This window comes from Bacillus cereus group sp. Bc061 (assembly GCF_027715825.1).
In the GTDB taxonomy this organism is placed as follows: domain Bacteria; phylum Bacillota; class Bacilli; order Bacillales; family Bacillaceae_G; genus Bacillus_A; species Bacillus_A paranthracis.
This window is the reverse complement of record NZ_JAQFTZ010000011.1, coordinates 117,741-139,558: the sequence shown is the minus strand read 5'-3', so window position 1 is coordinate 139,558 and position 21,818 is coordinate 117,741. Positions and strand designations below refer to the sequence as shown.

The window sequence follows — 21,818 nt, the reverse complement described above, 5'->3', positions numbered from 1 at the left end:
GCGGGTTCGACCCCCGCCCTCGGCACCATATGCGCCCGTAGCTCAATTGGATAGAGCGTTTGACTACGGATCAAGAGGTTAGGGGTTCGACTCCTCTCGGGCGCGCTTTTAATAACGGGAAGTGGCTCAGCTTGGTAGAGCACCTGGTTTGGGACCAGGGGGTCGCAGGTTCAAATCCTGTCTTCCCGATATTCCCAAAAACATGGGGCCTTAGCTCAGCTGGGAGAGCGCCTGCCTTGCACGCAGGAGGTCAGCGGTTCGATCCCGCTAGGCTCCACTTTCTTTATTATATGTCTCGGAGGTATACCCAAGTTCGGCTGAAGGGATCGGTCTTGAAAACCGACAGGCGGTGAGAATCGCGCGGGGGTTCGAATCCCTCTACCTCCTCCATTTTCTTTTGAAATGGTTTAGACATAAATAATAAAATATTTTTTCCTTCATGGAGGTATACCCAAGTTCGGCTGAAGGGATCGGTCTTGAAAACCGACAGGCGGCGAGAGTCGCGCGGGGGTTCGAATCCCTCTACCTCCTCCATTTTTTATAAAGTAAATATTTTATCATCGCGGGGTGGAGCAGCACGGTAGCTCGTCGGGCTCATAACCCGAAGGTCGCAGGTTCAAATCCTGTCCCCGCAACCAAATGGTCCCGTGGTGTAGTGGTTAACATGCCTGCCTGTCACGCAGGAGATCGCCGGTTCGACCCCGGTCGGGACCGCCATTTATGTTTGGCTCGGTAGCTCAGTCGGTAGAGCAGAGGACTGAAAATCCTCGTGTCGGCGGTTCGATTCCGTCCCGAGCCACCATTTTTTTATGCCGACTTAGCTCAATTGGTAGAGCAACTGACTTGTAATCAGTAGGTTGGGGGTTCAAGTCCTCTAGTCGGCATCCTTTAGGGGCATAGTTTAAAGGTAGAACTGAGGTCTCCAAAACCTCCAGTGTGGGTTCGATTCCTACTGCCCCTGTAAAGTATATGGGCCTATAGCTCAGCTGGTTAGAGCGCACGCCTGATAAGCGTGAGGTCGATGGTTCGAGTCCATTTAGGCCCACCATATATTATTCCGCAGTAGCTCAGTGGTAGAGCTATCGGCTGTTAACCGATCGGTCGTAGGTTCGAGTCCTACCTGCGGAGCCATGGCCCGTTGGTCAAGTGGTTAAGACACCGCCCTTTCACGGCGGTAACACGGGTTCGAATCCCGTACGGGTCATAAAAAAAGAGTCAGCAATATGCTGACTCTTTTTTATTGTGCGTTCATTCTCCTTTATCAACTGATTTTCCTGAAATAAATAAAGGGATTTAGGAAAAGCTATGGTATGTATAAAAAGGAGGAGATACAAATGACACGAGTGAGAGACTTGATGAGCACTCATATTGTACAGTGTACACCGTTAGACAATGTATATGAAGCTGCTGTAAAGATGAAAGAAGAATCGATTGGATTGATCCCGGTTGTTGAAAATGAACAAGTTGTTGGTCTTGTTACGGACCGAGATTTAGTTGTTCGAGGGATTGCTGAAAAACATCCTGGATCTAATAAAATTACAAATGTAATGACAAAAAACATTGTTTCAGTTTCTCCAGATGATCCTATTGAAAAGGCTACAGAGTTAATGGCACAGTATCAAATTAGACGATTGCCAGTAGTTGAGAGTGGTCAACTCGTTGGGATGTTAGCACTAGGAGATTTAGCTATAAAAGAATCGGCAGATGATCAAGCGGGATTTGCTTTAAGTGAAATATCAGAGCATACGGAATGAAGTGAGACTTTAATTAGTGTAATACGTTACGTATAAAAATCAGATACATTATTCTAGTATATAGGGTTAAGCTAATATGTTAGCATGATGTATCTGAGCCATTATATAATAAGTATACAGTTAGTAATTTCGACAGTTTATTTAAATTTGTCATTCCTAATTATAAATAAGAGAAAAAATGATATACTGATAGATATAAGTATTATGATTGATTTCGAATATAACAATATTTATTGTTAATGATGTGATAATGGATTAATATTTCCTATGTAGATAAAAGGGAAGGGGAATTATATGAAGGCTGTACAGCGCGATCCAAATTGGAATTTGGTTACAGATACATATATAGAACCAAATAATTTCGCTGAATTATTTTCTTTGCTTGTACCTTGTCATCCAAAAGGTGAAGGGAAAGAACGAACTATATTAGTGTGGAAAGAAAAAGAATTTTATAAAGAAGAAAATTTAGCGGCATTTATCGTATATGGAATGAATAAAGCAAAGAATTTACCGCAATTTCATAAAGACGAAATTCCAACTTTAGTACGTATTCTTCGCTTATGCCAAGAAATTGGTTGGTATGAAGAAGCGAATACTTTTATGGTAACTCAAGGGCTAGCTGAGTTTGTTCATACTTCATTGGAATATGAAACGTGGGATCTTTTGACGCAGGCGGTTGCTTTAAACTATTTAATAATTAAATATCGTATTGGTGAATTAACTGATGGAGATGTAGAAATTTGGGATAGAGTTAAATTTAATGAGAAATGTATAACAGACTGTAAACATTTATTATCCCATAAAGAAGTATTAGAATTTACATTTTTTTATATGTGTAAGAGAGCTAAGTCACTATCAAAAGAGCAATTAAATAGTGATATGATGAGTTTAGCGATGTATTGTAATACTTTTGTTTATGACTTATATACATATGATTTATTACGAAAGTATCGTAAGTGTACAGACTTTCTATCATATTATGGACCTAGCCAAGCGGTGTTAGCTTGCCAAAGGGCTGTACTTTCTCAAATTTCAGATCGATTAGACCCACTCAAGACTACTCATGTAGATGATTATTTATATGTAATGAAAGATATGATGGAGCATATGACGATAGGGATAATGGATCGATATGATCATTTTATTGGAAAGTTATTATCATATGTGCCATTTTTTGAAATGATCCAAGTTCCACAACATGCATATTATTGTGAAGAATTATTGTATATTTGTAAGGGCATTAAATATAAAGAAGAAATATTACGCAATTATATATTTATACAATTACATGACTGTTTACCATCTTTCTTTAAACTGTTTCTTAAAAATAAGCGTTATGCAACGATTCATGATATTCTGTTCTATTGGTGTGATGATGAACAAAGAATGAGCTTAGAGAAAAAATATAATCTTAGCTTTATTTATGAAAAATATGCTTGTGGATAAAGGGCACTTTCTATATAAATTAAAAAGGATCTCAATTGTGAGATCCTTTTTTTATTAGTAAAGCAAGGAGAATGTAATTAAGACGAGAAATAACATTCCATAAAGGAGAAATTGTGCCGTATAGCTTCCTTGTATACCAAAAAAAGTATTTGTTTTTTTGTATAAATTCAATATATATTTTATCGGATTATCTTTGAAAGATTGGTACACAGTGTCTCCTCTTTCTAAGCTTCTTGTTCGTGTTTTTTGTTATTAGGGACATGAATGTATCTAGCTATGAATAATAAAACAGCCATAAAAAATACGGGAAATACGGTAGATAAATAAAAACCATTACTAATAATATTTGTTATTAAAGCACTTAATAGAAAAATGGCATTATAAATATGGGCAATTTTTTGTTTTAGTTGAACTTGAAAAGCTTCCATCATAATTTCTAAAGCAACAAAAGCAATGATAATAGATAAAAATACAGTATTTGTATTATAAATTACTAAGCAACAGATTAAGCCTAAAAAGGCTAAGTATTCAATTAAGAGAGGTATATTGATATTGCGTGGCATACAATTTACCTAACTAAATATGGCAGTGGGTTTACTGCATTTGTTTTTTCAAAATTCCATTCTCCATTGTGTAATTCAAAATGAAGATGTTGCCCGTATGAATGACCTGTGTTTCCCATATGACCTACTAATTGTCCAGCTTGTACTTGATCACCAGCTTGTACAGTGCGATCTTTCATGTGAGCATAGACTGTTGTATATAATTTCCCGTTTATTTGATGGGCGATGAACACAACATTGCCATAGCTAGCTGAATAATATGATTTCACGACTTTACCTGCCGCAGCAGCCTGGATAGAGACATTACCCTGAGCTGCGATATCTATACCATAATGCATTTGTTCCCAGCGCATATCAAATGTTGAGCTAATTTTTCCTTGAGTAGGGAATTTGAAAACGGCTGGAATGGAAGTAGGTTGAGTCGTTTGAGCTTGTGATTGCGTTTGATTTTGCACTACATAATGCTTTGCCACATATCCGTATCCTGTGCCAAAACGAATTTTATACCAAGTTCCTACAGTTTCCACTACTTGTAATTGTGTACCATTTTGTAATGAACCAAGTAGTGCGCTACTTGTACTAGCGTTGCTACGCACATTAAGTTTAGGTGTTGCAACTGTGTATTTCGTATTATTTTGAACTGTGATGCCTTTTACTAAAGGCTGTGAACCATTAGATACGAATGCCTTTTGTACGTAACCTGTTTTGCCATTATGTAAAATTTTATACCATTCACCTTGTTCTTCTTGAATAGTAACGAATTTCCCATTTGGTAATACATCTAAAATTGAAGATTCTAAATTAGGTTCAGAACGAACGTTTAATGCATTGGCATTGACGATATATTGATTATTAGATTGAAGTTTGTTTTTTAGTAGAATAGAATCTTTTTGTACGTAACCTACTTTATTATTAACAGATACTTTATACCAGCCATTAGTTGTTTCAAGTATATTCACTTTCGTATTAAAGCGAATTGTATCAATTGATGAGCTATTTGCGTTATCTTTTGTATGTAAGGCTACTTGATCGACTTTGACATATCCAGTTTTCACATTAGATAATTGTTCAGCGTTGGCTGTTTGTACATTTGTTTCTCCCATAGAAGGAAGTAAAGAAGCAATTGCGACAGTAGTTGCTGTTAAAGCAGTAGCTTTCATATTCATATAATAGAGACCTCCTCTAGTTGTATAGTTGTAATTTTATTATAGTATAAAGATATAATATAGTGGGTGTATTCACATAAATGTAATATGAAATCAATATAAAAATAAATTTTTTGAGGATAATGATTCCTTTTTATCCAATTTATTAGGATAATAATTTCTAAGATAGAATATAAGTGTTATATGGTTTTGTTATTTTGTTGACAATTGAGAAAATTAAAACAGTTGATGATGTCTTATTACGGTGTTATACTGACAGTGATAATTTTATAGTTTGCTAGGAGAGCTGGTGTTGCCAGCTGAGAGTAAGACCTTAAGTCTTTGATCCTTTTTATTACCTGATCTAGATTATGCTAGCGTAGGGAAGCAATTCGGACACTAATAATGAGTCCCCGTTTCTTTGCGTATAGAAACGGGGCTTTTTTATTTGAAAATTTCATATTGAAACCACTAGGGGTGCTTGTTGTGCTGAGAGAGGAATAATCCTTAACCCTTACAGACCTGATCTAGATAATACTAGCGAAGGGAAGTGGAGCAACGAATAAATTATAATTTTATTTGCTGTAACCACTTCTTATTTAGAAGTGGTTTTTTATTTAGATATATAAATTGAAAGGGGATAGAGAAATGAAATTTTGCGATAGATTATTAGAAACTGTACAACCAGTTTGGGAGATGAGTCATAATCATCCATTTGTTGTAGGTATGGGGGATGGTACGTTAGAAAAAGATAAGTTTCAGTATTATATTATTCAAGATTATTTATACTTGTTAGATTATGCAAAGTTATATGCGATCGGTGTTGTAAAGGCAACAAATCCACAAGTTATGGGGAAATTTGCTGAACAAATTGATGGGATATTAAATGGAGAAATGACAATTCATAAACAGTATGCAAAAAGACTTGGAATTTCTATAGAGGAGATAGAGTCTGCAAAGCCATCTGCTAAAAATTTAGCTTATACAAATTACATGATGTCTGTATCTCAAAATGGCACACTTGCGGAATTAATAGCAGCACTTCTTCCATGTATGTGGAGCTACTGGGAGATTGGAAAGCGTTTAAATGATATTCCTGGAGCAAGAGATCATGAGTTCTTTGGTGAGTGGATTCAAGGATATAGTTCGGAAGAATACGGTAATCTTTGTATTTGGTTAATAGATTTATTAAATGAAATGGCAGTTGGAAAGTCTGAAAAAGAGCTAGATCGATTAGAGGAGATTTTCCTATATTCCAGTCGATTTGAATATTTATTCTGGGATATGTCCTACCGTAAGGAGATGTGGGGATTTGAGGAGCAAGAACATACTACAGTTTCATAATGTTTCTTTTCATTATGATGAGAAGCCAATCATTAATGAATTAAATGCTTCTATACAAGATAAAGAGTTTGTAAGCATTATCGGACCGAGTGGATGCGGGAAAAGTACTTTATTTCGCCTTATTACAGGTTTAGAAGAAGCGAGTACGGGACAGATAGAACTAACAGAAACAAAGAGCCATCCTGTAGGGTATATGCCCCAAAAAGATATGCTCCTGCCATGGAGAACGATTATTGAGAATGCGGCCCTGCCGCTAGAGTGCCAAGGTGTACAGAAGAAAGAAGCACAAATAAAGGCAAAGGAACTGTTACACAAATTTGGTTTACAAGGATATGAGACAAAATATCCGAAAGATTTATCTGGTGGTATGAGGCAACGCGTATCTTTCATTCGAACTTTATTAACAGGCGGAGAGATATTGCTCTTAGATGAACCGTTTAGCGCGTTGGATGCTTTAACGAAGGCATCTTTGCAGGAATGGTTGTTTGAACAATGGAAAGAGTGGGAAAAAACAATTTTATTTATCACTCATGATGTGGAAGAAGCATTGTTTCTTTCTAATCGAATTTTAGTGGTAGAGCAGCAACCGATAACTACTTTAACCGAGAGGATTGTACCGCTTGATCATAATCGGACAAGAAAAGATTTATATAAACCGGAAGTATTAGCGCTGAAAGATGAGCTTCTTAGTATGTTGCAAAGGCAGGTACTCGTATGATGAACCGGTTGAAGGAGCTATTACCTGCTCTTACACTTTCTAGTATTTTACTTGCTCTTTGGGAAGTAGGCGCAAGAATTGTAGATGAAATGTACATTTTACCGTCACCGTCTGCAATTGTAATGAAGATATGGAAACTAAAAGACATATTATTTACGGTTCATTTGCCAGCAACATTATATGTCGTTTTAATAGGGGTGGCTATTTCTATCGTACTTGGGGTAGGGCTAGCGATGTTAATGAATGCGAGTAATTGGATGGAGAGAGCATTTTATCCATTATTAGTTGCCTCACAAACGATTCCTATTACAGCGCTTGCTCCGCTTTTCGTTTTATGGTTTGGATATACGATCTGGAGTAAGGTTGTTGTTACGGTTTTAATTACGTTTTTCCCAATTGCGGTTAATACGTATGATGGACTGCGCAGTACGAAAAAAGAATGGGAAGAGCTTTTAGTTACGTATGGGGCAACGAAAAAAGATGTTTTTCTTAAATTAAAATTGCCGTCTGCTCTTCCTTATTTTTTCTCAGCTTTAAAAATTGCAGTACCGCTTAGTGTAATTGGGGCGGCAATTGGTGAATGGCTCGGTGCACAAGCGGGGCTAGGATATTTCAGTAAGAGAATGATGACGCAATTAGACGGGGCAGGTGTATTTGCACCCATTGTATTGTTATCATTATTAGCTATTTTCTTCGTCGTACTTATTTCGGTATTAGAAAAGAAATTCATTAGTTGGAGGAAGCATTCATGAAATTTTTAAAACGCATCTTTGTGCTTACATTATTAGTTGCAATGATTGCTGGATGTTCGAGTAATTCAGCATCAGATAAGAATAAAAAAGAGAAAGAAATAACGGTCATGCTTGATTGGTACCCAAATGCGGTACATAGCTTTATTTATGCGGCAATTGAAAAAGGTTACTTTAAAGAAGAAGGAGTAAAGGTAAATATTAAATTCCCTTCTAATCCGACTGACCCATTAACGTTAGCAGCTGCAGGAAAAGTAACAGTTGGCTTATATTATCAGCCAGATGTTGTCATGGCAAAAGCAAATGAACAAATTCCAGTGAAATCAATTGGAGCCGTCGTACGTTCACCATTAAATCATGTTGTATCGCTGAAGTCTGCAGGCATTCAATCGCCAAAAGATTTAGAGGGTAAAACAGTTGGGTATTCTGGAACACCTTTAAGTGAGATGTATTTAAAAACGATGGTAAAAGAAGCTGGTGGTAATCCAGATACAGTGAAAGTAGTCGATGTTGGTTTTGATTTAGTACCAGCATTAATTACGAAAAAAGTGGATGCGGTAACAGGAGCATATATTAACCACGAAGTACCTGTTATGCGTCATGAAGGTCATGAACCAGCATACTTTAATCCAGCAGATTATGGTGTACCGAATTATCATGAGCTCGTATTTGTAACAGGTGATAAAACATTGAAAAAAGATAAAGAAGCTTTGCAAGCTTTCTTGCGTGGTACGAAAAAAGGCTATGATTTTATGAAGAAAAACCCAGATGAAGCATTGAATATTTTATTAAATCATCAAGAAAAAGAAAACTTCCCACTTGTGCCAGAAGTTGAAAAGGAAAGTATGAAAATTTTATTAGAGAAGATGGAAACGAAAGATGAGCCATTTTTATCAGATTCAAAAGAGTCATGGGAGAAACAAAATAAATGGTTGAAAGATAAAGGAATGACGAAAGAAATCGTTCCGGCCGATGAGTTATTCGAAAACATTTTAAAGTAGGCGAATGAATATGAAAAATGAGCTTCATGTAATCTCAAATGGTCACATGTCATTCGAAGAGTTAGTGAATGTAGCGATGCAAATTGAAAGTGAAATTGATTATTTGCATATTCGTGAGCGTGAGAAAAGTACGAAGGAATTGTATGAAGGTGTGGAAAGTCTTTTGAAGAAGGGCTTTCCAGCATCGAAAATAGTGATAAATGATCGAATTGATATTGCTATTTTATTAAATATTCCGCGCGTGCAGCTAGGATATCGAAGCGCTGATGTAAGGTCAGTGAAAGAAAAGTTTTCTTATTTGCATGTCGGTTATTCTGTGCATTCTTTAGAAGAGGCGATTGATGCATTTAAGAATGGCGCGGATTCACTCGTCTATGGTCATGTATTTCCGACAGATTGTAAAAAAGGTGTGCCAGCGAGAGGGCTTGAAGAAATTTCAGACATTGCAAAGTGTTTATCCATACCGATTACAGCAATTGGAGGAATCACTCCGGAAAACACTGGAGATGTTCTTACTAACGGCGTCAGTGGTATTGCTGTTATGTCTGGGATTATAAGTAGTAGTAACCCGTATAGCAAAGCGAAATCTTATAAGGAATCAATAAGAAAGTGGGCGGAAAAACATGTGTAAGAAGTATGATGTAGCGATAATTGGCGGTGGTGTAATTGGTAGTTCAGTTGCACATTTTCTAGCAGAAAGAGGCCATAAAGTAGCGATTGTAGAGAAGCAACAGATTGCATCTGAAGCCTCGAAAGCAGCCGCTGGTTTACTTGGGGTGCAGGCAGAATGGGATGAATATGACCCGCTATTTGAACTTGCGAGAGAAAGCCGTGCTATATTTCCACAACTTGCAGAAGTTTTACGCGAAAAAACAGGCATCGATATTGGGTATGAAGAGAAAGGCATTTATCGCATTGCTCAAAATGAAGATGAGAAGGAAAGAATTCTTCACATTATGGATTGGCAGCAGAAAACCGGTGAAGATTCTTATTTCCTAGCGGGAGATCGTTTGCGAGAGAAAGAGCCGTATCTATCTGAGTCAATTATAGGGGCTGTATATTATCCGAAAGATGGTCATGTTATTGCACCAGAGCTTACGAAAGCATTCGCACATTCCGCATCATTCTCGGGTGCTGATATATATGAGCAAACAGAAGTATTTGATATCCGTATTGAAAATAAGAAAGTGACTGGAATTGTGACAAGCGAAGGTATGATCGCTTGCGAAAAAGTTGTTATTGCGGGTGGCTCATGGAGCACGAAGTTACTAGGTTATTTTCACCGCGAATGGGGTACATATCCAGTTAAAGGAGAAGTAGTAGCGGTCAGAAGTAGAAAACCACTTTTAAAGGCGCCTATTTTCCAAGAAAGATTTTACATTGCACCAAAGCGTGGCGGACGTTACGTAATTGGAGCAACGATGAAGCCCCGTACATTCAATAAAACTGTGCAACCAGAGAGTATTACTTCTATATTAGAGCGCGCGTATACAATATTGCCAGCATTAAAAGAAGCGGAATGGGAAAGCGCATGGGCAGGATTAAGACCACAGTCGAATCATGAAGCTCCTTATATGGGAGAGCATGAAGAAATAAAAGGTTTATATGCTTGCACAGGCCATTATCGAAACGGCATTTTATTAAGTCCTGTTTCTGGTCAATATATGGCTGATTTAATAGAAGGAAAGCAGGAGAATCACTTGCTAGATTCATTGCTTTCTAAAACAGTTTAGAAAGGGGATGGAAGTTTGAATTTAAAAATTAATGGTAATCAAATTGAAGTGCCAGAGAGTGTGAAAACAGTAGCTGAGCTACTTACACATTTAGAGTTAGATAACAGAATTGTTGTAGTAGAGCGTAATAAAGATATTTTACAAAAAGATGATCATACAGATACATCTGTTTTTGATGGAGACCAAATTGAGATTGTAACTTTCGTAGGAGGCGGTTGATTATGTTAAACATTGGACCATTTTCATTTCATTCTAGACTTTTATTAGGAACAGGAAAATTCCCTGATTTTGATGTGCAGCAAAAGGCAATTGATGTATCTGAGGCAGAAATTTTAACGTTCGCAGTACGTCGTATGGATATATTTGATGCAAAGCAGCCTAATTTATTAGAGAGACTTGATGTAAAAAAATATACGTTATTACCGAATACAGCCGGAGCAAAAAATGCTGAAGAAGCTGTTCGTATTGCAAAATTAGCAAAAGCTTCAGGGCTTTGCGACATGATAAAGGTAGAAGTTATTGGTGATGATAGAACGTTATTACCTGATCCGGTAGAGACGTTAAAGGCATCTGAAATGTTACTAGAAGAAGGATTTATCGTACTTCCGTACACATCTGATGATGTTGTATTAGCACGTAAATTACAAGAACTTGGCGTGCATGCGATTATGCCAGGAGCATCTCCAATTGGATCAGGACTTGGTATTGTAAATCCATTGAATTTGAGCTTTATTATTGAACAAGCGACAGTACCAGTTATCGTTGATGCTGGTATCGGTAGCCCGGCTGATGCGGCATTTGCGATGGAATTAGGAGCAGATGGTGTGTTATTAAATACAGCTGTATCAGGAGCAAAAGATCCTATTAAAATGGCACAAGCAATGAAATTAAGTATTGAGGCAGGCCGTTTAGGCTTTGAAGCAGGTCGTATTGCACGTAAACGTTGTGCAACGGCAAGTAGTCCTTTAGAAGGAATGAGCGTAGTTGAATAATCGATATTCTCGCCAAGAACTATTTTCTCCAATTGGAGAAGAAGGACAGCAAAAGATAAGGGAAAAGCATGTGCTTATTATCGGTGCAGGCGCACTAGGTAGTGCAAATGCAGAAATGTTTGTAAGAGCTGGTGTTGGTACAGTAACGATTGTTGACCGGGATTATGTCGATTGGAGTAATTTACAAAGGCAGCAATTGTATGCAGAGAGTGATGTGAAAAATAATCTTCCGAAAGCTGTAGCAGCGAAGAAGCGTCTAGAAGAGATTAATAGTGAAGTAAGAGTAGAAGCGCTCGTTCAAGATGTAACAGCTGAGGAGTTAGAAGAACTCGTTACAAACGTTAATGTAATGATTGATGCAACTGATAATTTCGAAACGCGTTTCATTGTGAATGATATGGCACAAAAATATGCTATTCCATGGATTTACGGAGCATGTGTAGGAAGTTATGGTCTTTCTTACACAATCCTTCCTAGTAAAACGCCATGTTTATCTTGTTTATTACAATCGATTCCGCTTGGCGGAGCGACATGTGATACAGCGGGGATTATATCACCTGCTGTATCTCTCGTCGTTTCTCATCAAGTAACGGAAGCACTTAAACTGTTAGTGGAAGATTACGAATCACTTCGAGATGGACTTGTATCGTTTGATGTATGGAAGAATGAATATTCATGTATGAATGTGCAAAAGCTTCGTAAACATAATTGCCCTTCGTGCGGAGAGAATGCATTATATCCTTATTTAAACAAAGAAAATACATCGAAAACAGCAGTGTTATGCGGGAGAAATACAGTTCAAATTAGACCACCTCATAAAGAGGAAATGGATTTTGAACGATACAAAGAGCTGCTGCATGATCGTGTAAATGATTTAAATGTAAATCCATATTTATTATCATTTTCTGTGGAAGAAAAGAGATTAGTTGCTTTTAAAGATGGTCGTGTACTTGTACATGGAACGAAAGATATAAGTGAAGCAAAAACAGTTTATCATCGTTATTTTGGATAGAAAAGGATGAGTGGGATGAAAGTAAATAAAGCTTTAACAATTGCAGGATCTGATAGCGGTGGCGGTGCCGGCATTCAAGCAGATTTAAAAACATTCCAAGAGCTTGGTGTGTATGGGATGACGGCTATTACGGCAATTACTGCTCAAAACACGCTTGGCGTTCAAGGGGTATATCCAGTTTCGTTAGAAGGTATTACGGAACAGTTGAATTCAATTGGTACGGATTTAACACCAGATGCTGTGAAATTAGGAATGTTATTTAGCAGCGAAATTATTCAAATTGTAGCAGAACATATTAATAAATTTGGCTGGAATAATATTGTACTAGATCCTGTTATGATTGCTAAGGGCGGTGCATCATTATTACAGCAAGAAGCAGTACAAGCGTTAAAAGAATATTTATTGCCAGTAGCAACAGTTGTAACGCCGAATGTTCCTGAGGCAGAAGTGTTAACGGGGCTAGAAATTCATAACGTTGAAGATAGTAAAGAGGCTGCAAAAGTATTGCATGAATTAGGGGCGAAATATGTACTTATGAAGGGCGGACATGCAGAATATCAAGGTAATGAAGTAATTGATTTACTTTTTGATGGAGAAAAGTTTATTGAATTTAGAAGTGAACGAATTCCTTCAAAGCAAACGCATGGAAGCGGGTGTACATTTGCTTCAGCGGTTACAGCTGGACTTGCGAAAGGATACTCAATTGAAGAGGCAGTTCAAGAAGCAAAACAATTTATTAGTATAGCAATTGAAGAGCCGCTACATATTGGAAGTGGTCATGGACCGACGAATCATTTTGCATATAAATTGAATAAAGCACATGTATAAGTAGACAAAAGTCAGTTGTATAACTGGCTTTTTTTTCTGTTTACTTTTTCTAGATACAAGAGTAATATATCAGCCAGAATATATTTTTTGTAATACGCTGAGTCCAATTATATGGAGCGGAGGAACCAATTTGTGCAGTGTCACTAGGGGTGAATCTTTCAATTTTGAAAGTAGGGCTACTCTCAAAGTCCGAATCCGACAGCTAACTTCGTAAGCGTCTTGAGAGAGGATGGTGCCATGATGGATACATCACCTCATCGATCTGATTAGTATAGGGGAATATCAATCTATGTTTGAGTTCTTTTATGCTAAGGAGGATGAGGTATATGGAACTAACACTTATTTGTGTTGGAGAAGAAAGCAAGGTAAATAGTTTAATAGATTTAGTAGCGTTTCAACATGAGTTAATTATTTTTACCGCAAATGAAGAGATAGCGGCTGAAGTGAGGAATTGTGGGTTTGATTGGACGTATAGCTGTAGTAAGGAGCAGGATTTTGCTAGTGTTTGTGAGTGTATTAAGAAGGTGATTTTACTAGGAGATGAGCTTCCAATTATTAGCTTCTTTACAGAACACATTCGCTTTTCTTTTCAAGCACCTATTACTGTTGTTACAAGGAATAAACGATACCCAGCGAGGCTCTATGAAACAATTGGAGCTACATTTGTCGTGTTTACGAATTGTGATAATATTTCTTTTTTATTTTTTGAATAGGGCGGGGGAGAAGAAGATGAAGGTGTTGTTACTAGGAGATATAGCGAATCGTTGGGCGGTATCGGTAGAGCGAGTTCAAGAATTGGTGGTACTTGATCCTATTTTTCCAAGGCCCTATATCATATTGCCATCGAAAGATGCTTTATATTTAAAAACAGATGTTATCGAATATGAGCAGCTACATGCAGAATTGTCACAAGTTTATATTCGCGGGAGAAATTTACGTGCTTTTTTACGAGGAGAATAAATAGTGAATAAAAATAGAGCGAATGCTAAGTGCAACAAGCTATGCACTTCATGTCATTCGCTCTTTTTATTTCGTATTTAAAAGATCATTTATGTGAAAAAGAAAGAAAAGACGAGAAAACAGATGAAAAAATATTAATAACACTCAATGTAAGCGTTTAAACAGATAGATATTTTCTTATTTTCAGTAATTTAGCTCTTTACAAGTGAAATATAGAGGAGTATATTTACTCTCATAAATCATTCATAAAATTTCCAAAAAAACCTAAAATCGCTGAGTTCCAGAAATGGAGCGGGGGAACCAATTTTGTGCATCGTCACTTGGGGTGAATCTTTCAGTTTTGAAAGTAGGGCTACTCTTTAGGCCCGAATCCGACAGCTAACCTCGTAAGCGTTTAGAGAGGAGGTTTACTTTTTGTTGTTCATTTTTTGAACACTGAGTAGAGCTCAGTGTTCTTTTTTAATATTTTAATGGTAAATTTTAACAATTAGAAATGAGGAATAGCCATGTTAGATGTTGTAATGATCGGGATTTTTGTTGTGTTAGTTGCATCGATGATAAGCCTTGCAAGTTGGTCAGATAAAGTTGTGAAAGAAGGGAAGCAATCATGATGATTGTTTTATCAGTTATTGTTGCAGCAATTACGGTGTACTTAGTGTATGCATTATTAAATCCGGAAAAGTTTTAATTAGGGGGAGTTATTCATTATGATCTGGGTTGCAGTCGTTATTACAATGCTATTGTTTATTCTTGTGGCAAAGCCAACGGGAATTTATTTAGAGAAAGCCTTTCAAGGTAGTAAAAAGCTAGATAAAGTATTCGGGCCTTTTGAAAAACTTATTTTTAAAATTACGGGTGTAAAAGCATACAATCAAACGTGGAAACAGTACGCATTATCATTAGTTTTATTAAATGGATTTATGATTGTTGTCGTATATTTCATTTTCAGACTACAAGGAGTATTGCCATTAAATCCAGCACACATTGAAGGAATGGAGCCTACGCTCGCTTTTAATACAGCAATTAGTTTTATGGCTGATACGAACTTACAGCATTATAGCGGTGAAAATGGTTTATCTTATTTATCACAATTAATCGGAATTACATTCTTAATGTTTGCAGCACCGGCAACGACGTTAGCGCTCGTTATGGCATTTATAAGAGGGCTTGCTGGAAAAGAACTCGGTAACTTTTTCGTTGATTTTACGAGAGCATTAACGAGAGTGTTTCTTCCTATCGCATTTATGGCGGCACTAGTCTTTGTCGCACTTGGTGTACCACAAACGTTAGACGGGGCAGTTACGGCGCAAACGATTGATGGCGCGAAACAAAGTATTTTACGCGGGCCAGTTGCATCATTCGTGTCCATTAAGGAACTTGGAAATAACGGCGGTGGATTTTTCGGAGCCAACTCTACGCATCCTTTCGAAAATCCAGGGCAAATGAGTAATATTTTGCAAATGATGCTTATGATGTTATTGCCAACAGCACTTCCATTTACGTACGGACGAATGGTAGGAAATAAAAAACAAGGTCGCATCCTTTTCATTTCACTATTCATGGTGTTTTTACTAGGGTTTATAACAATTACGACATCTGAACTAAACGGGAATCCAGCACTAAATGAAATGGGTATTGAACATGTACAAGGAAGTACAGAAGGAAAAGAAGTAAGGTTCGGAACCGTATTTTCTTCACTATACGCAACAGTAACGACAGCTGCTGAAACTGGAGCGGTGAATACGATGCATGATACGTTAACACCAATTGGCGGTCTAGTTCCGCTCGTAAATATGATGTTAAATACAGTATACGGCGGCGTTGGAGCAGGCTTTGTGAACATTATTATGTATGCGATCATCGCAGTTTTTATATCTGGATTAATGGTTGGACGGACACCAGAGTTTTTAGGTAAGAAAATTGAAGGTAAGGAAATGAAATTAATTGCGGTAACGATACTATTTCATCCATTGCTCATTTTAGGATTTTCGGCATTAGCTCTTTCTACACATTTAGGAACAGAAGCGATTTCTAACTCGGGCTTCCACGGTTTAACACAAGTTGTTTATGAGTATACGTCATCAGCTGCGAATAACGGATCTGGATTTGAAGGGTTAGCAGATAATACACCGTTTTGGAATATTACAACTGGTTTAGTTATGTTTTTAGGACGCTATTTCAGTTTAATTACGATGCTAGCTGTTGCAGCTTCATTGAAAGAGAAGACGGTTGTGCCAGAAACAGTCGGAACGTTCCGTACGGATAATAGTTTATTTGGCGGCATTTTCATCGGAACAATTGTAATTGTCGGTGCATTAACATTCTTCCCAATGTTGGTACTCGGTCCAATTGCAGAATTTCTTACATTGAAGTAATGGAGGGTAAATGATGAGACCGGTAGTAGTAAAAGAAAAAAGGGTAAATGAGTCACAAATGCATGTTGTAGAAGATGAAGTTAGACAAGCGAAAACGATGGATCGTGATATCGTAACAAATGCGATGAAACAATCCTTTGCGAAATTGAATCCAAAAGTCATGATAAAGAATCCGATTATGTTTGTTGTAGAAATTGGATTTATCATTACGTTCATTTTATCGTTTCTTCCAAGTCATTCTAGTAGTGTACCAGGATGGTTTAATATAACAGTTTCTTTCATTCTCTTATTTACAGTTTTATTTGCTAATTTTGCAGAAGCATTAGCGGAAGGACGGGGGAAAGCGCAAGCCGATTCTTTAAAACAGTCGAAGAAAGATGTGTTTGCCAATGTTGTAAAAGAAAATGGGAACATTGTTCAAGTTTCAGCAACGGATCTAAGAAAAGGTGATGTTGTTATTGTAAAACAAGGAGAAATGATTCCAAGTGATGGGGAAGTCATAAAAGGATTAGCATCTGTTGATGAATCTGCGATTACAGGGGAATCAGCTCCTGTAATAAAAGAAGCTGGCGGTGATTTTTGTTCCGTAACAGGCGGTACGATGGTTGTAAGTGATGAGATTACGATTATCATTACGAGTAATCCTGGTGAATCATTTATTGATAAAATGATCTCTTTAGTAGAAGGGGCTGCTCGCCAAAAAACACCGAATGAAATTGCTTTAAATACAGTATTAACGAGTTTAACGCTTATTTTCTTAATCGTTGTTGTGACGCTGCCGATTTTCACAAATTATTTAGGGTTTCAAATTGATACAGCTGTACTTGTAGCATTGTTAGTTTGTTTAATTCCAACGACAATTGGTGGATTATTATCAGCGATTGGTATTGCCGGGATGGACCGTGTGACAAAGTTTAATGTGTTAGCAATGTCGGGTAAAGCAGTAGAAGCTGCTGGCGATATTAATACAATTATTTTAGATAAAACGGGTACGATTACTTTCGGGAACAGAATGGCTCATACATTATTACCTGTAGGAAATGAAACGATTGAGCAAGTTGGAAAGTGGGCTGCGATTAGCTCAGTTTTAGATGAAACACCAGAAGGTCGATCTGTTATCGAGTATGTGCAAGCGAAATCTATATCATATAATAGAGAACTTGCGGAACAAGGTGAGTTTGTTCCATTTAAAGCAGAAACGAGAATGAGTGGTGTTGATTTACAGGACGGAACGAAAGTGAGAAAAGGTGCTGTCGGTAGCGTGATTGAATGGGTTCAGTCACAAGGTGGAACAATTCCGAAAGATGTAAATCAAAAAGCAGATTTCATTTCAAAAGAGGGCGGAACACCACTTGTAGTTGCAGTGAATAATCGTATTTACGGTTTAATCTATTTAAAAGATACAGTAAAACCTGGTATGCGTGAACGTTTTGAACAGTTACGTCAAATGGGGATTAAAACGGTTATGTGTACAGGGGATAACCCATTAACAGCAGCAACCATTGCAAAAGAAGCAGGAGTAGATGAGTTTGTTGCTGAGTGCAAACCAGAAGATAAAATTGCAGTTATTAAAGCAGAGCAGGATAAAGGGAAACTTGTAGCGATGACAGGTGATGGTACAAATGATGCACCGGCATTAGCGCAGGCTGACGTTGGATTGGCGATGAATAGTGGTACGACAGCTGCGAAAGAAGCAGCGAATATGATTGATTTAGATTCGAATCCAACGAAGATTATTGAGGTAGTAGGAATCGGTAAGCAATTGTTAATGACACGCGGTGCGTTAACGACGTTTAGTATTGCAAATGATATCGCGAAATATTTTGCAATCATTCCAGCAATGTTTACACTTGCGATTCCGCAAATGGAAGCATTGAACATTATGAAACTAACATCACCACTGTCAGCGATTTTATCAGCATTACTATTTAATGCAGTTATTATTCCATTACTCATTCCATTGGCGATGAAAGGTATCGCATATAAACCGATGAGTTCGAATGCACTACTGGGCCGAAACCTACTTATTTATGGGCTTGGTGGAGTGATTGTACCGTTCATTGGAATTAAAGTAATTGATATGATTGTCGGCTTGTTCATATAAGGAAGAGGGGAAAGAGATGGCGAAGAAACAAAGTATACTATCACCAATCATCCGGATTACTTTTACATTTTTAGTGTTGTGTGGACTTGTATATCCGCTTATTATTACTGGTATTGCACAAGCAGTAATGAAGGATAATGCGGATGGAAGTCTAATATATAATGATAAAAATGAAGTGATTGGTTCTAAATTAATCGGTCAAAATTTCATAGATCCACGTTATTTTCATGGGCGTGTTTCTAGTATTGAATATAAAGCAGAAGCGTCTGGTTCAAATAACTATGCACCGTCTAATCCAGATTTAGAGAAACGAGTAGAGAAAAGTATTGAAGAGTGGAAGAAACAAAATCCGAGCGTTCCAGTTACAGAAGTACCAATCGATTTAGTGACAAATTCAGGTTCAGGGCTTGATCCTGATATTAGTCCGAAGGCAGCTTCCGTACAGGTAGAGCGTATCTCGAAATTAACGAAAATTCCGAAAGAAACGCTAGAGCAATTGATTAAAGATCAAACAGAAGGTGCGGCACTTGGTTTATTTGGAGAGACCCGCGTAAACGTCTTAAAGTTAAATTTAGAATTACAGAAACTACTGAAATAGTAACAGTGCTACCTCAATCTAACGGATTGAGGTAGTGTTGTTTCGAAAGAAAGGTTGTGTGTGTTTTGTATGCAGATGACTATAAACCGACGTTTCAAAGGCGAATGCCAGAGGAATATTTAGAATATATTCGTCAGCAAAATCGTGGGAAGTTAAAGCTATATGTAGGAGCAGCTCCAGGAGTAGGGAAAAGCTATAAAATGCTCTATGATGCTAGAGAGATGAAAAAGGACGGTATGGATATTGTAATTGGTTTAATTGAAACGCACGGGAGAAAAGAGACAGAAGACGCAATTGCTGATTTAGAAAAGGTTCCTTTAAAAGAAATAGAGTATAAAGGGAAAGTGTTTTATGAACTTGATGTGGAAGGAATTATAAAGCGTGCGCCGCAAGTCGTTGTAGTGGATGAACTTGCACATAGTAATATTCCCAGCTCTAAAAATAAGAAGCGTTATATGGATGTACAAGAATTGTTAGAGGCTGGTATATCCGTATTGTCAGCGTTTAATATTCAACATTTAGAAAGTGTTCATGACATTGTAGCTCAAATTACAAATGTAAAAGTAAGAGAACGAATTCCAGATTTTATTTTACAAAAAGCAAATGAAATTCAGCTCGTTGATGCAACGCCGGAAGTGTTAAGGAAAAGACTAATAGATGGAAAGATATATAAGGAAGAAAAAATACAGCAAAGCTTACAAAATTTCTTTACGCTTAATAATTTAGGAGCACTAAGAGAATTATCACTTCGGGAAGTCGCTGACGATATGGACGAAAAGATTAGTCAAACAGTGATAGAACCAATCGGAGTGAAAGAAAAAATTCTCGTTTGTGTACAGTACAGTTCAACAGCAGAGAAATTAATAAGACGGGGCTGGCGCATGGCTGATCGCTTAAACGCTGAATTGTATGTATTCAATGTTGAAAGAGAAAATATAGATTCTCTTTCAGCTAGTAAAAAACAAACAATTGAAGAGTGGAAGGCGCTCACGAATCAATTTGATGCAAGTTTTGTATTAGAAGAAGCAAAAGGAAGAAAGCCAGCGGATGTTATTATTGAAGTCGCGAAAAGATTGCAAGTAACACAAATTTTACTTGGGCAATCAGCGAGAACGCGGTGGGAAGAAATTCGAAAAGGTTCTATTGTAAATGAAATTATGAGACAGACGAAACATATTGATATTCATATTGTTGCGGATCAAAGAGTTTAAAATAGAGACCATCTGTAGGTCTCTATTTTGCTTTTTGTGTGGCAGGGAAGCGTAGCATTTTCATTGCATATAAGATTACAAGTAAAAATATAATTGCGCCTAGGAAGAAAATCCAAAAGTAATTTTGGTTAAATAAAAGAAATCCACCTATAAGTGGGCCTGTGCCCATACCAAGATAGCGGATGAAGTTGTACATACCGATAGCTGTTGCGCGTTCTTGTACGAATTCTTCCGTTAACAAAGTAGTGTGAGTTGGCATAGAAAGTCCCATACTAAAACCGTACAAAGATGTAACGATAATGATGAATGGGATATTAATGCTATATGTGAAAGAGAATAAAACGACACATATAATATTGAAGAAACTCGTAATAAATAAAGTTTGCTTTGTTGTGAGGCGTTTTTGCAAAAACTTGTAGCAAAAACTTCCCAGCATGATAGAAAGAGACATTGGTACAAACATAAGACCAATTTCCTTTACAGTTAAATGAAATGAATTTGTTAAAATACTCGGTAAAAAAACGAGAAAGCAAAAGTAAATACAAAATTGAATGAAGCCAATAAGAGTAATAGAAAATCCAGTTTTATTTTTTAAGATAAACCAGTAATTCTTTTTTGCTTGCGGTTGCTTCATTACAGTAGGTTTTGTTTCTGGAAGTAGTGAAAGGTTTATCATTAATAAAAGAATGCCAAGTATAGATAAAAATAGAAATACAGATAAGTGGCCATTTATACTGCCGAGATAACCACCAATGAGAGGACCAATCGCAGGTGCGAGGGCAAGTAACATTTGGTATAGGCTCATCGCTTCTCCGCGTTCTTTTCCTTCAAATAAATCGCCGATAATCGTTGCTGAAACTACAGGTATAGCCGCTATTCCTATAGCTTGAACAGCTCTAAAAAAGAGAAATAAATAAATGTTTGCCGAAAAAGCACATCCGATTGAACCAATTGTACTAATGACTAAACTAGGGATAAGGACAGATTTTCTCCCTTTTGTATCAATGAAAGGTCCATATACGAGCTGCATAATTGCAAGAATGAACGTGAAAAGTGAAACTGTTACATTTACAAGATAAAGAGAAGTATGAAAAGAACCTTGAATCATGGGCAAGATAGGTGTGTAAATATTTTGAGCAAAGGAACCAAGTAAGGCACTAATACAGACAACATATAAAATGAAATGTAGTTTGGATTTTTTCATTATGTTAACCTCCTCTTTTTAGTTTCCTTGGAAACTAAATTTAGTTTAACATGTTTTTCTCACTTGTAAATATGAAAAAAT

At 37.1% G+C, this 21,818-nt stretch carries 23 protein-coding genes, 13 tRNA genes and 4 riboswitches; of the genes, 33 read left to right on the top strand and 3 right to left on the bottom strand.

Features of this window, described 5'->3' with window-relative positions:
- Window positions 1-31: 31 nt before the first annotated feature.
- The 15 genes from PDQ40_RS24430 (at window position 32) to PDQ40_RS24360 (ending at window position 3,200) form a co-directional block, all read left to right on the top strand.
- Window positions 32-105 (top strand) — tRNA-Arg (locus PDQ40_RS24430).
- Window positions 106-115: 10 nt separating this feature from the next.
- A tRNA-Pro gene (locus PDQ40_RS24425) sits at window positions 116-189 on the top strand.
- A gap of 15 nt (window positions 190-204) precedes the next feature.
- A tRNA-Ala gene (locus PDQ40_RS24420) sits at window positions 205-277 on the top strand.
- A gap of 20 nt (window positions 278-297) precedes the next feature.
- Window positions 298-390: transfer RNA gene (locus tag PDQ40_RS24415), tRNA-Ser, on the top strand.
- A 51-nt stretch (window positions 391-441) separates the two neighbouring features.
- Window positions 442-534, top strand: a tRNA-Ser gene (locus PDQ40_RS24410).
- 27 nt (window positions 535-561) lie between these two features.
- Window positions 562-638 (top strand) — tRNA-Met (locus PDQ40_RS24405).
- A gap of 3 nt (window positions 639-641) precedes the next feature.
- Window positions 642-717: transfer RNA gene (locus tag PDQ40_RS24400), tRNA-Asp, on the top strand.
- Window positions 718-726: 9 nt separating this feature from the next.
- Window positions 727-802 (top strand) — tRNA-Phe (locus tag PDQ40_RS24395).
- A 9-nt stretch (window positions 803-811) separates the two neighbouring features.
- Window positions 812-884: transfer RNA gene (locus PDQ40_RS24390), tRNA-Thr, on the top strand.
- 6 nt (window positions 885-890) lie between these two features.
- Window positions 891-961: transfer RNA gene (locus PDQ40_RS24385), tRNA-Trp, on the top strand.
- A 10-nt stretch (window positions 962-971) separates the two neighbouring features.
- Window positions 972-1,048 (top strand) — tRNA-Ile (locus PDQ40_RS24380).
- An 8-nt stretch (window positions 1,049-1,056) separates the two neighbouring features.
- A tRNA-Asn gene (locus PDQ40_RS24375) sits at window positions 1,057-1,131 on the top strand.
- Window position 1,132: 1 nt separating this feature from the next.
- A tRNA-Glu gene (locus PDQ40_RS24370) sits at window positions 1,133-1,204 on the top strand.
- A 130-nt stretch (window positions 1,205-1,334) separates the two neighbouring features.
- Entirely contained in the window at window positions 1,335-1,754 is a 420-nt protein-coding gene (locus tag PDQ40_RS24365) for a CBS domain-containing protein (protein ID WP_000199015.1), read from the top strand.
- 294 nt (window positions 1,755-2,048) lie between these two features.
- Window positions 2,049-3,200, top strand: a complete 1,152-nt coding sequence (locus PDQ40_RS24360) for a DUF3965 domain-containing protein (RefSeq protein ID WP_000648924.1) — start codon at window positions 2,049-2,051, stop codon at window positions 3,198-3,200.
- 224 nt (window positions 3,201-3,424) lie between these two features.
- On the opposite strand, the gene PDQ40_RS24355 is transcribed toward PDQ40_RS24360, so the two are convergent.
- Window positions 3,425-3,763, bottom strand: a complete 339-nt coding sequence (locus PDQ40_RS24355; protein ID WP_001137811.1) for a hypothetical protein — start codon at window positions 3,761-3,763, stop codon at window positions 3,425-3,427.
- A 5-nt stretch (window positions 3,764-3,768) separates the two neighbouring features.
- Window positions 3,769-4,929, bottom strand: a complete 1,161-nt coding sequence (locus PDQ40_RS24350; protein WP_001056061.1) for an SH3 domain-containing protein — start codon at window positions 4,927-4,929, stop codon at window positions 3,769-3,771.
- Window positions 4,930-5,198: 269 nt separating this feature from the next.
- Window positions 5,199-5,311: riboswitch (TPP riboswitch) on the top strand.
- Between the two features lie 60 nt (window positions 5,312-5,371).
- A riboswitch (TPP riboswitch) is annotated at window positions 5,372-5,474 on the top strand.
- A gap of 82 nt (window positions 5,475-5,556) precedes the next feature.
- Here PDQ40_RS24350 and tenA point away from each other — a divergent pair.
- The 18 genes from tenA to kdpDN all read left to right on the top strand — a co-directional run bounded on the left by tenA (window position 5,557) and on the right by kdpDN (window position 20,533).
- Complete coding sequence (gene tenA / locus PDQ40_RS24345) at window positions 5,557-6,252, top strand: thiaminase II (protein ID WP_000666826.1); 696 nt, start codon at window positions 5,557-5,559, stop codon at window positions 6,250-6,252.
- Window positions 6,221-6,970, top strand: a complete 750-nt coding sequence (locus PDQ40_RS24340) for an ABC transporter ATP-binding protein (RefSeq protein ID WP_001256806.1) — start codon at window positions 6,221-6,223, stop codon at window positions 6,968-6,970. Before tenA ends, PDQ40_RS24340 begins: the two co-directional genes overlap by 32 nt.
- On the top strand, window positions 6,970-7,722 hold the full coding sequence (locus tag PDQ40_RS24335; protein WP_044790963.1) for an ABC transporter permease: 753 nt from the start codon (window positions 6,970-6,972) through the stop codon (window positions 7,720-7,722). Before PDQ40_RS24340 ends, PDQ40_RS24335 begins: the two co-directional genes overlap by 1 nt.
- Window positions 7,719-8,720 (top strand): ABC transporter substrate-binding protein, encoded by a 1,002-nt coding sequence (locus PDQ40_RS24330; RefSeq protein WP_000670443.1) that lies wholly within the window; start codon window positions 7,719-7,721, stop codon window positions 8,718-8,720. Before PDQ40_RS24335 ends, PDQ40_RS24330 begins: the two co-directional genes overlap by 4 nt.
- 10 nt (window positions 8,721-8,730) lie before the next feature.
- Window positions 8,731-9,351: a thiazole tautomerase TenI gene (tenI, locus tag PDQ40_RS24325; protein ID WP_000787179.1), complete on the top strand. Its 621-nt coding sequence runs from the start codon at window positions 8,731-8,733 to the stop codon at window positions 9,349-9,351.
- Window positions 9,344-10,453, top strand: coding sequence for a glycine oxidase ThiO (gene thiO, locus PDQ40_RS24320; RefSeq protein WP_098487573.1), 1,110 nt, complete (start codon window positions 9,344-9,346; stop codon window positions 10,451-10,453). Before tenI ends, thiO begins: the two co-directional genes overlap by 8 nt.
- A gap of 15 nt (window positions 10,454-10,468) precedes the next feature.
- Window positions 10,469-10,672 carry a sulfur carrier protein ThiS gene (gene thiS / locus PDQ40_RS24315; protein WP_001049505.1) on the top strand — a complete coding sequence of 68 codons (204 nt, stop codon included), beginning with the start codon at window positions 10,469-10,471 and terminating at the stop codon, window positions 10,670-10,672.
- 2 nt (window positions 10,673-10,674) lie between these two features.
- A complete protein-coding gene (gene thiG / locus PDQ40_RS24310; RefSeq protein ID WP_000931988.1) occupies window positions 10,675-11,445 on the top strand; it encodes a thiazole synthase in 771 nt (256 codons plus the stop codon).
- Entirely contained in the window at window positions 11,438-12,457 is a 1,020-nt protein-coding gene (gene thiF, locus PDQ40_RS24305) for a thiazole biosynthesis adenylyltransferase ThiF (RefSeq protein ID WP_001065443.1), read from the top strand. Before thiG ends, thiF begins: the two co-directional genes overlap by 8 nt.
- Before the next feature lie 15 nt (window positions 12,458-12,472).
- Window positions 12,473-13,285 (top strand): bifunctional hydroxymethylpyrimidine kinase/phosphomethylpyrimidine kinase, encoded by an 813-nt coding sequence (thiD, locus tag PDQ40_RS24300; protein ID WP_000867406.1) that lies wholly within the window; start codon window positions 12,473-12,475, stop codon window positions 13,283-13,285.
- Window positions 13,286-13,370: 85 nt separating this feature from the next.
- Window positions 13,371-13,518, top strand: a riboswitch (cyclic di-AMP (ydaO/yuaA leader).
- Between the two features lie 93 nt (window positions 13,519-13,611).
- Window positions 13,612-13,998 (top strand): hypothetical protein, encoded by a 387-nt coding sequence (locus tag PDQ40_RS24295; RefSeq protein WP_000424071.1) that lies wholly within the window; start codon window positions 13,612-13,614, stop codon window positions 13,996-13,998.
- 16 nt (window positions 13,999-14,014) lie between these two features.
- Entirely contained in the window at window positions 14,015-14,245 is a 231-nt protein-coding gene (locus tag PDQ40_RS24290) for a hypothetical protein (RefSeq protein WP_000866315.1), read from the top strand.
- Window positions 14,246-14,506: 261 nt separating this feature from the next.
- Window positions 14,507-14,652: riboswitch (cyclic di-AMP (ydaO/yuaA leader) on the top strand.
- Between the two features lie 99 nt (window positions 14,653-14,751).
- Window positions 14,752-14,856, top strand: a complete 105-nt coding sequence (locus tag PDQ40_RS24285; protein ID WP_000887891.1) for a hypothetical protein — start codon at window positions 14,752-14,754, stop codon at window positions 14,854-14,856.
- Entirely contained in the window at window positions 14,853-14,933 is an 81-nt protein-coding gene (gene kdpF, locus PDQ40_RS24280) for a K(+)-transporting ATPase subunit F (RefSeq protein ID WP_000973728.1), read from the top strand. The genes PDQ40_RS24285 and kdpF overlap by 4 nt, the downstream gene beginning before the upstream one ends.
- A 19-nt stretch (window positions 14,934-14,952) precedes the next feature.
- Complete coding sequence (gene kdpA / locus PDQ40_RS24275; protein ID WP_074543993.1) at window positions 14,953-16,620, top strand: potassium-transporting ATPase subunit KdpA; 1,668 nt, start codon at window positions 14,953-14,955, stop codon at window positions 16,618-16,620.
- Window positions 16,621-16,633: 13 nt separating this feature from the next.
- A complete protein-coding gene (gene kdpB, locus PDQ40_RS24270; RefSeq protein ID WP_001248035.1) occupies window positions 16,634-18,724 on the top strand; it encodes a potassium-transporting ATPase subunit KdpB in 2,091 nt (696 codons plus the stop codon).
- A 16-nt stretch (window positions 18,725-18,740) separates the two neighbouring features.
- The gene (gene kdpC / locus PDQ40_RS24265) at window positions 18,741-19,322 is read left to right on the top strand and encodes a K(+)-transporting ATPase subunit C (RefSeq protein ID WP_214328599.1); all 582 of its coding nucleotides are present in this window, start codon (window positions 18,741-18,743) and stop codon (window positions 19,320-19,322) included.
- Between the two features lie 56 nt (window positions 19,323-19,378).
- Window positions 19,379-20,533, top strand: coding sequence for a KdpD-like non-kinase potassium sensor (kdpDN, locus tag PDQ40_RS24260; protein ID WP_214328600.1), 1,155 nt, complete (start codon window positions 19,379-19,381; stop codon window positions 20,531-20,533).
- A gap of 22 nt (window positions 20,534-20,555) precedes the next feature.
- Here the strand turns inward: kdpDN and PDQ40_RS24255 are convergent, their stop codons facing one another.
- Window positions 20,556-21,737, bottom strand: a complete 1,182-nt coding sequence (locus PDQ40_RS24255) for an MFS transporter (protein WP_000748676.1) — start codon at window positions 21,735-21,737, stop codon at window positions 20,556-20,558.
- Window positions 21,738-21,818 lie beyond the last annotated feature (81 nt).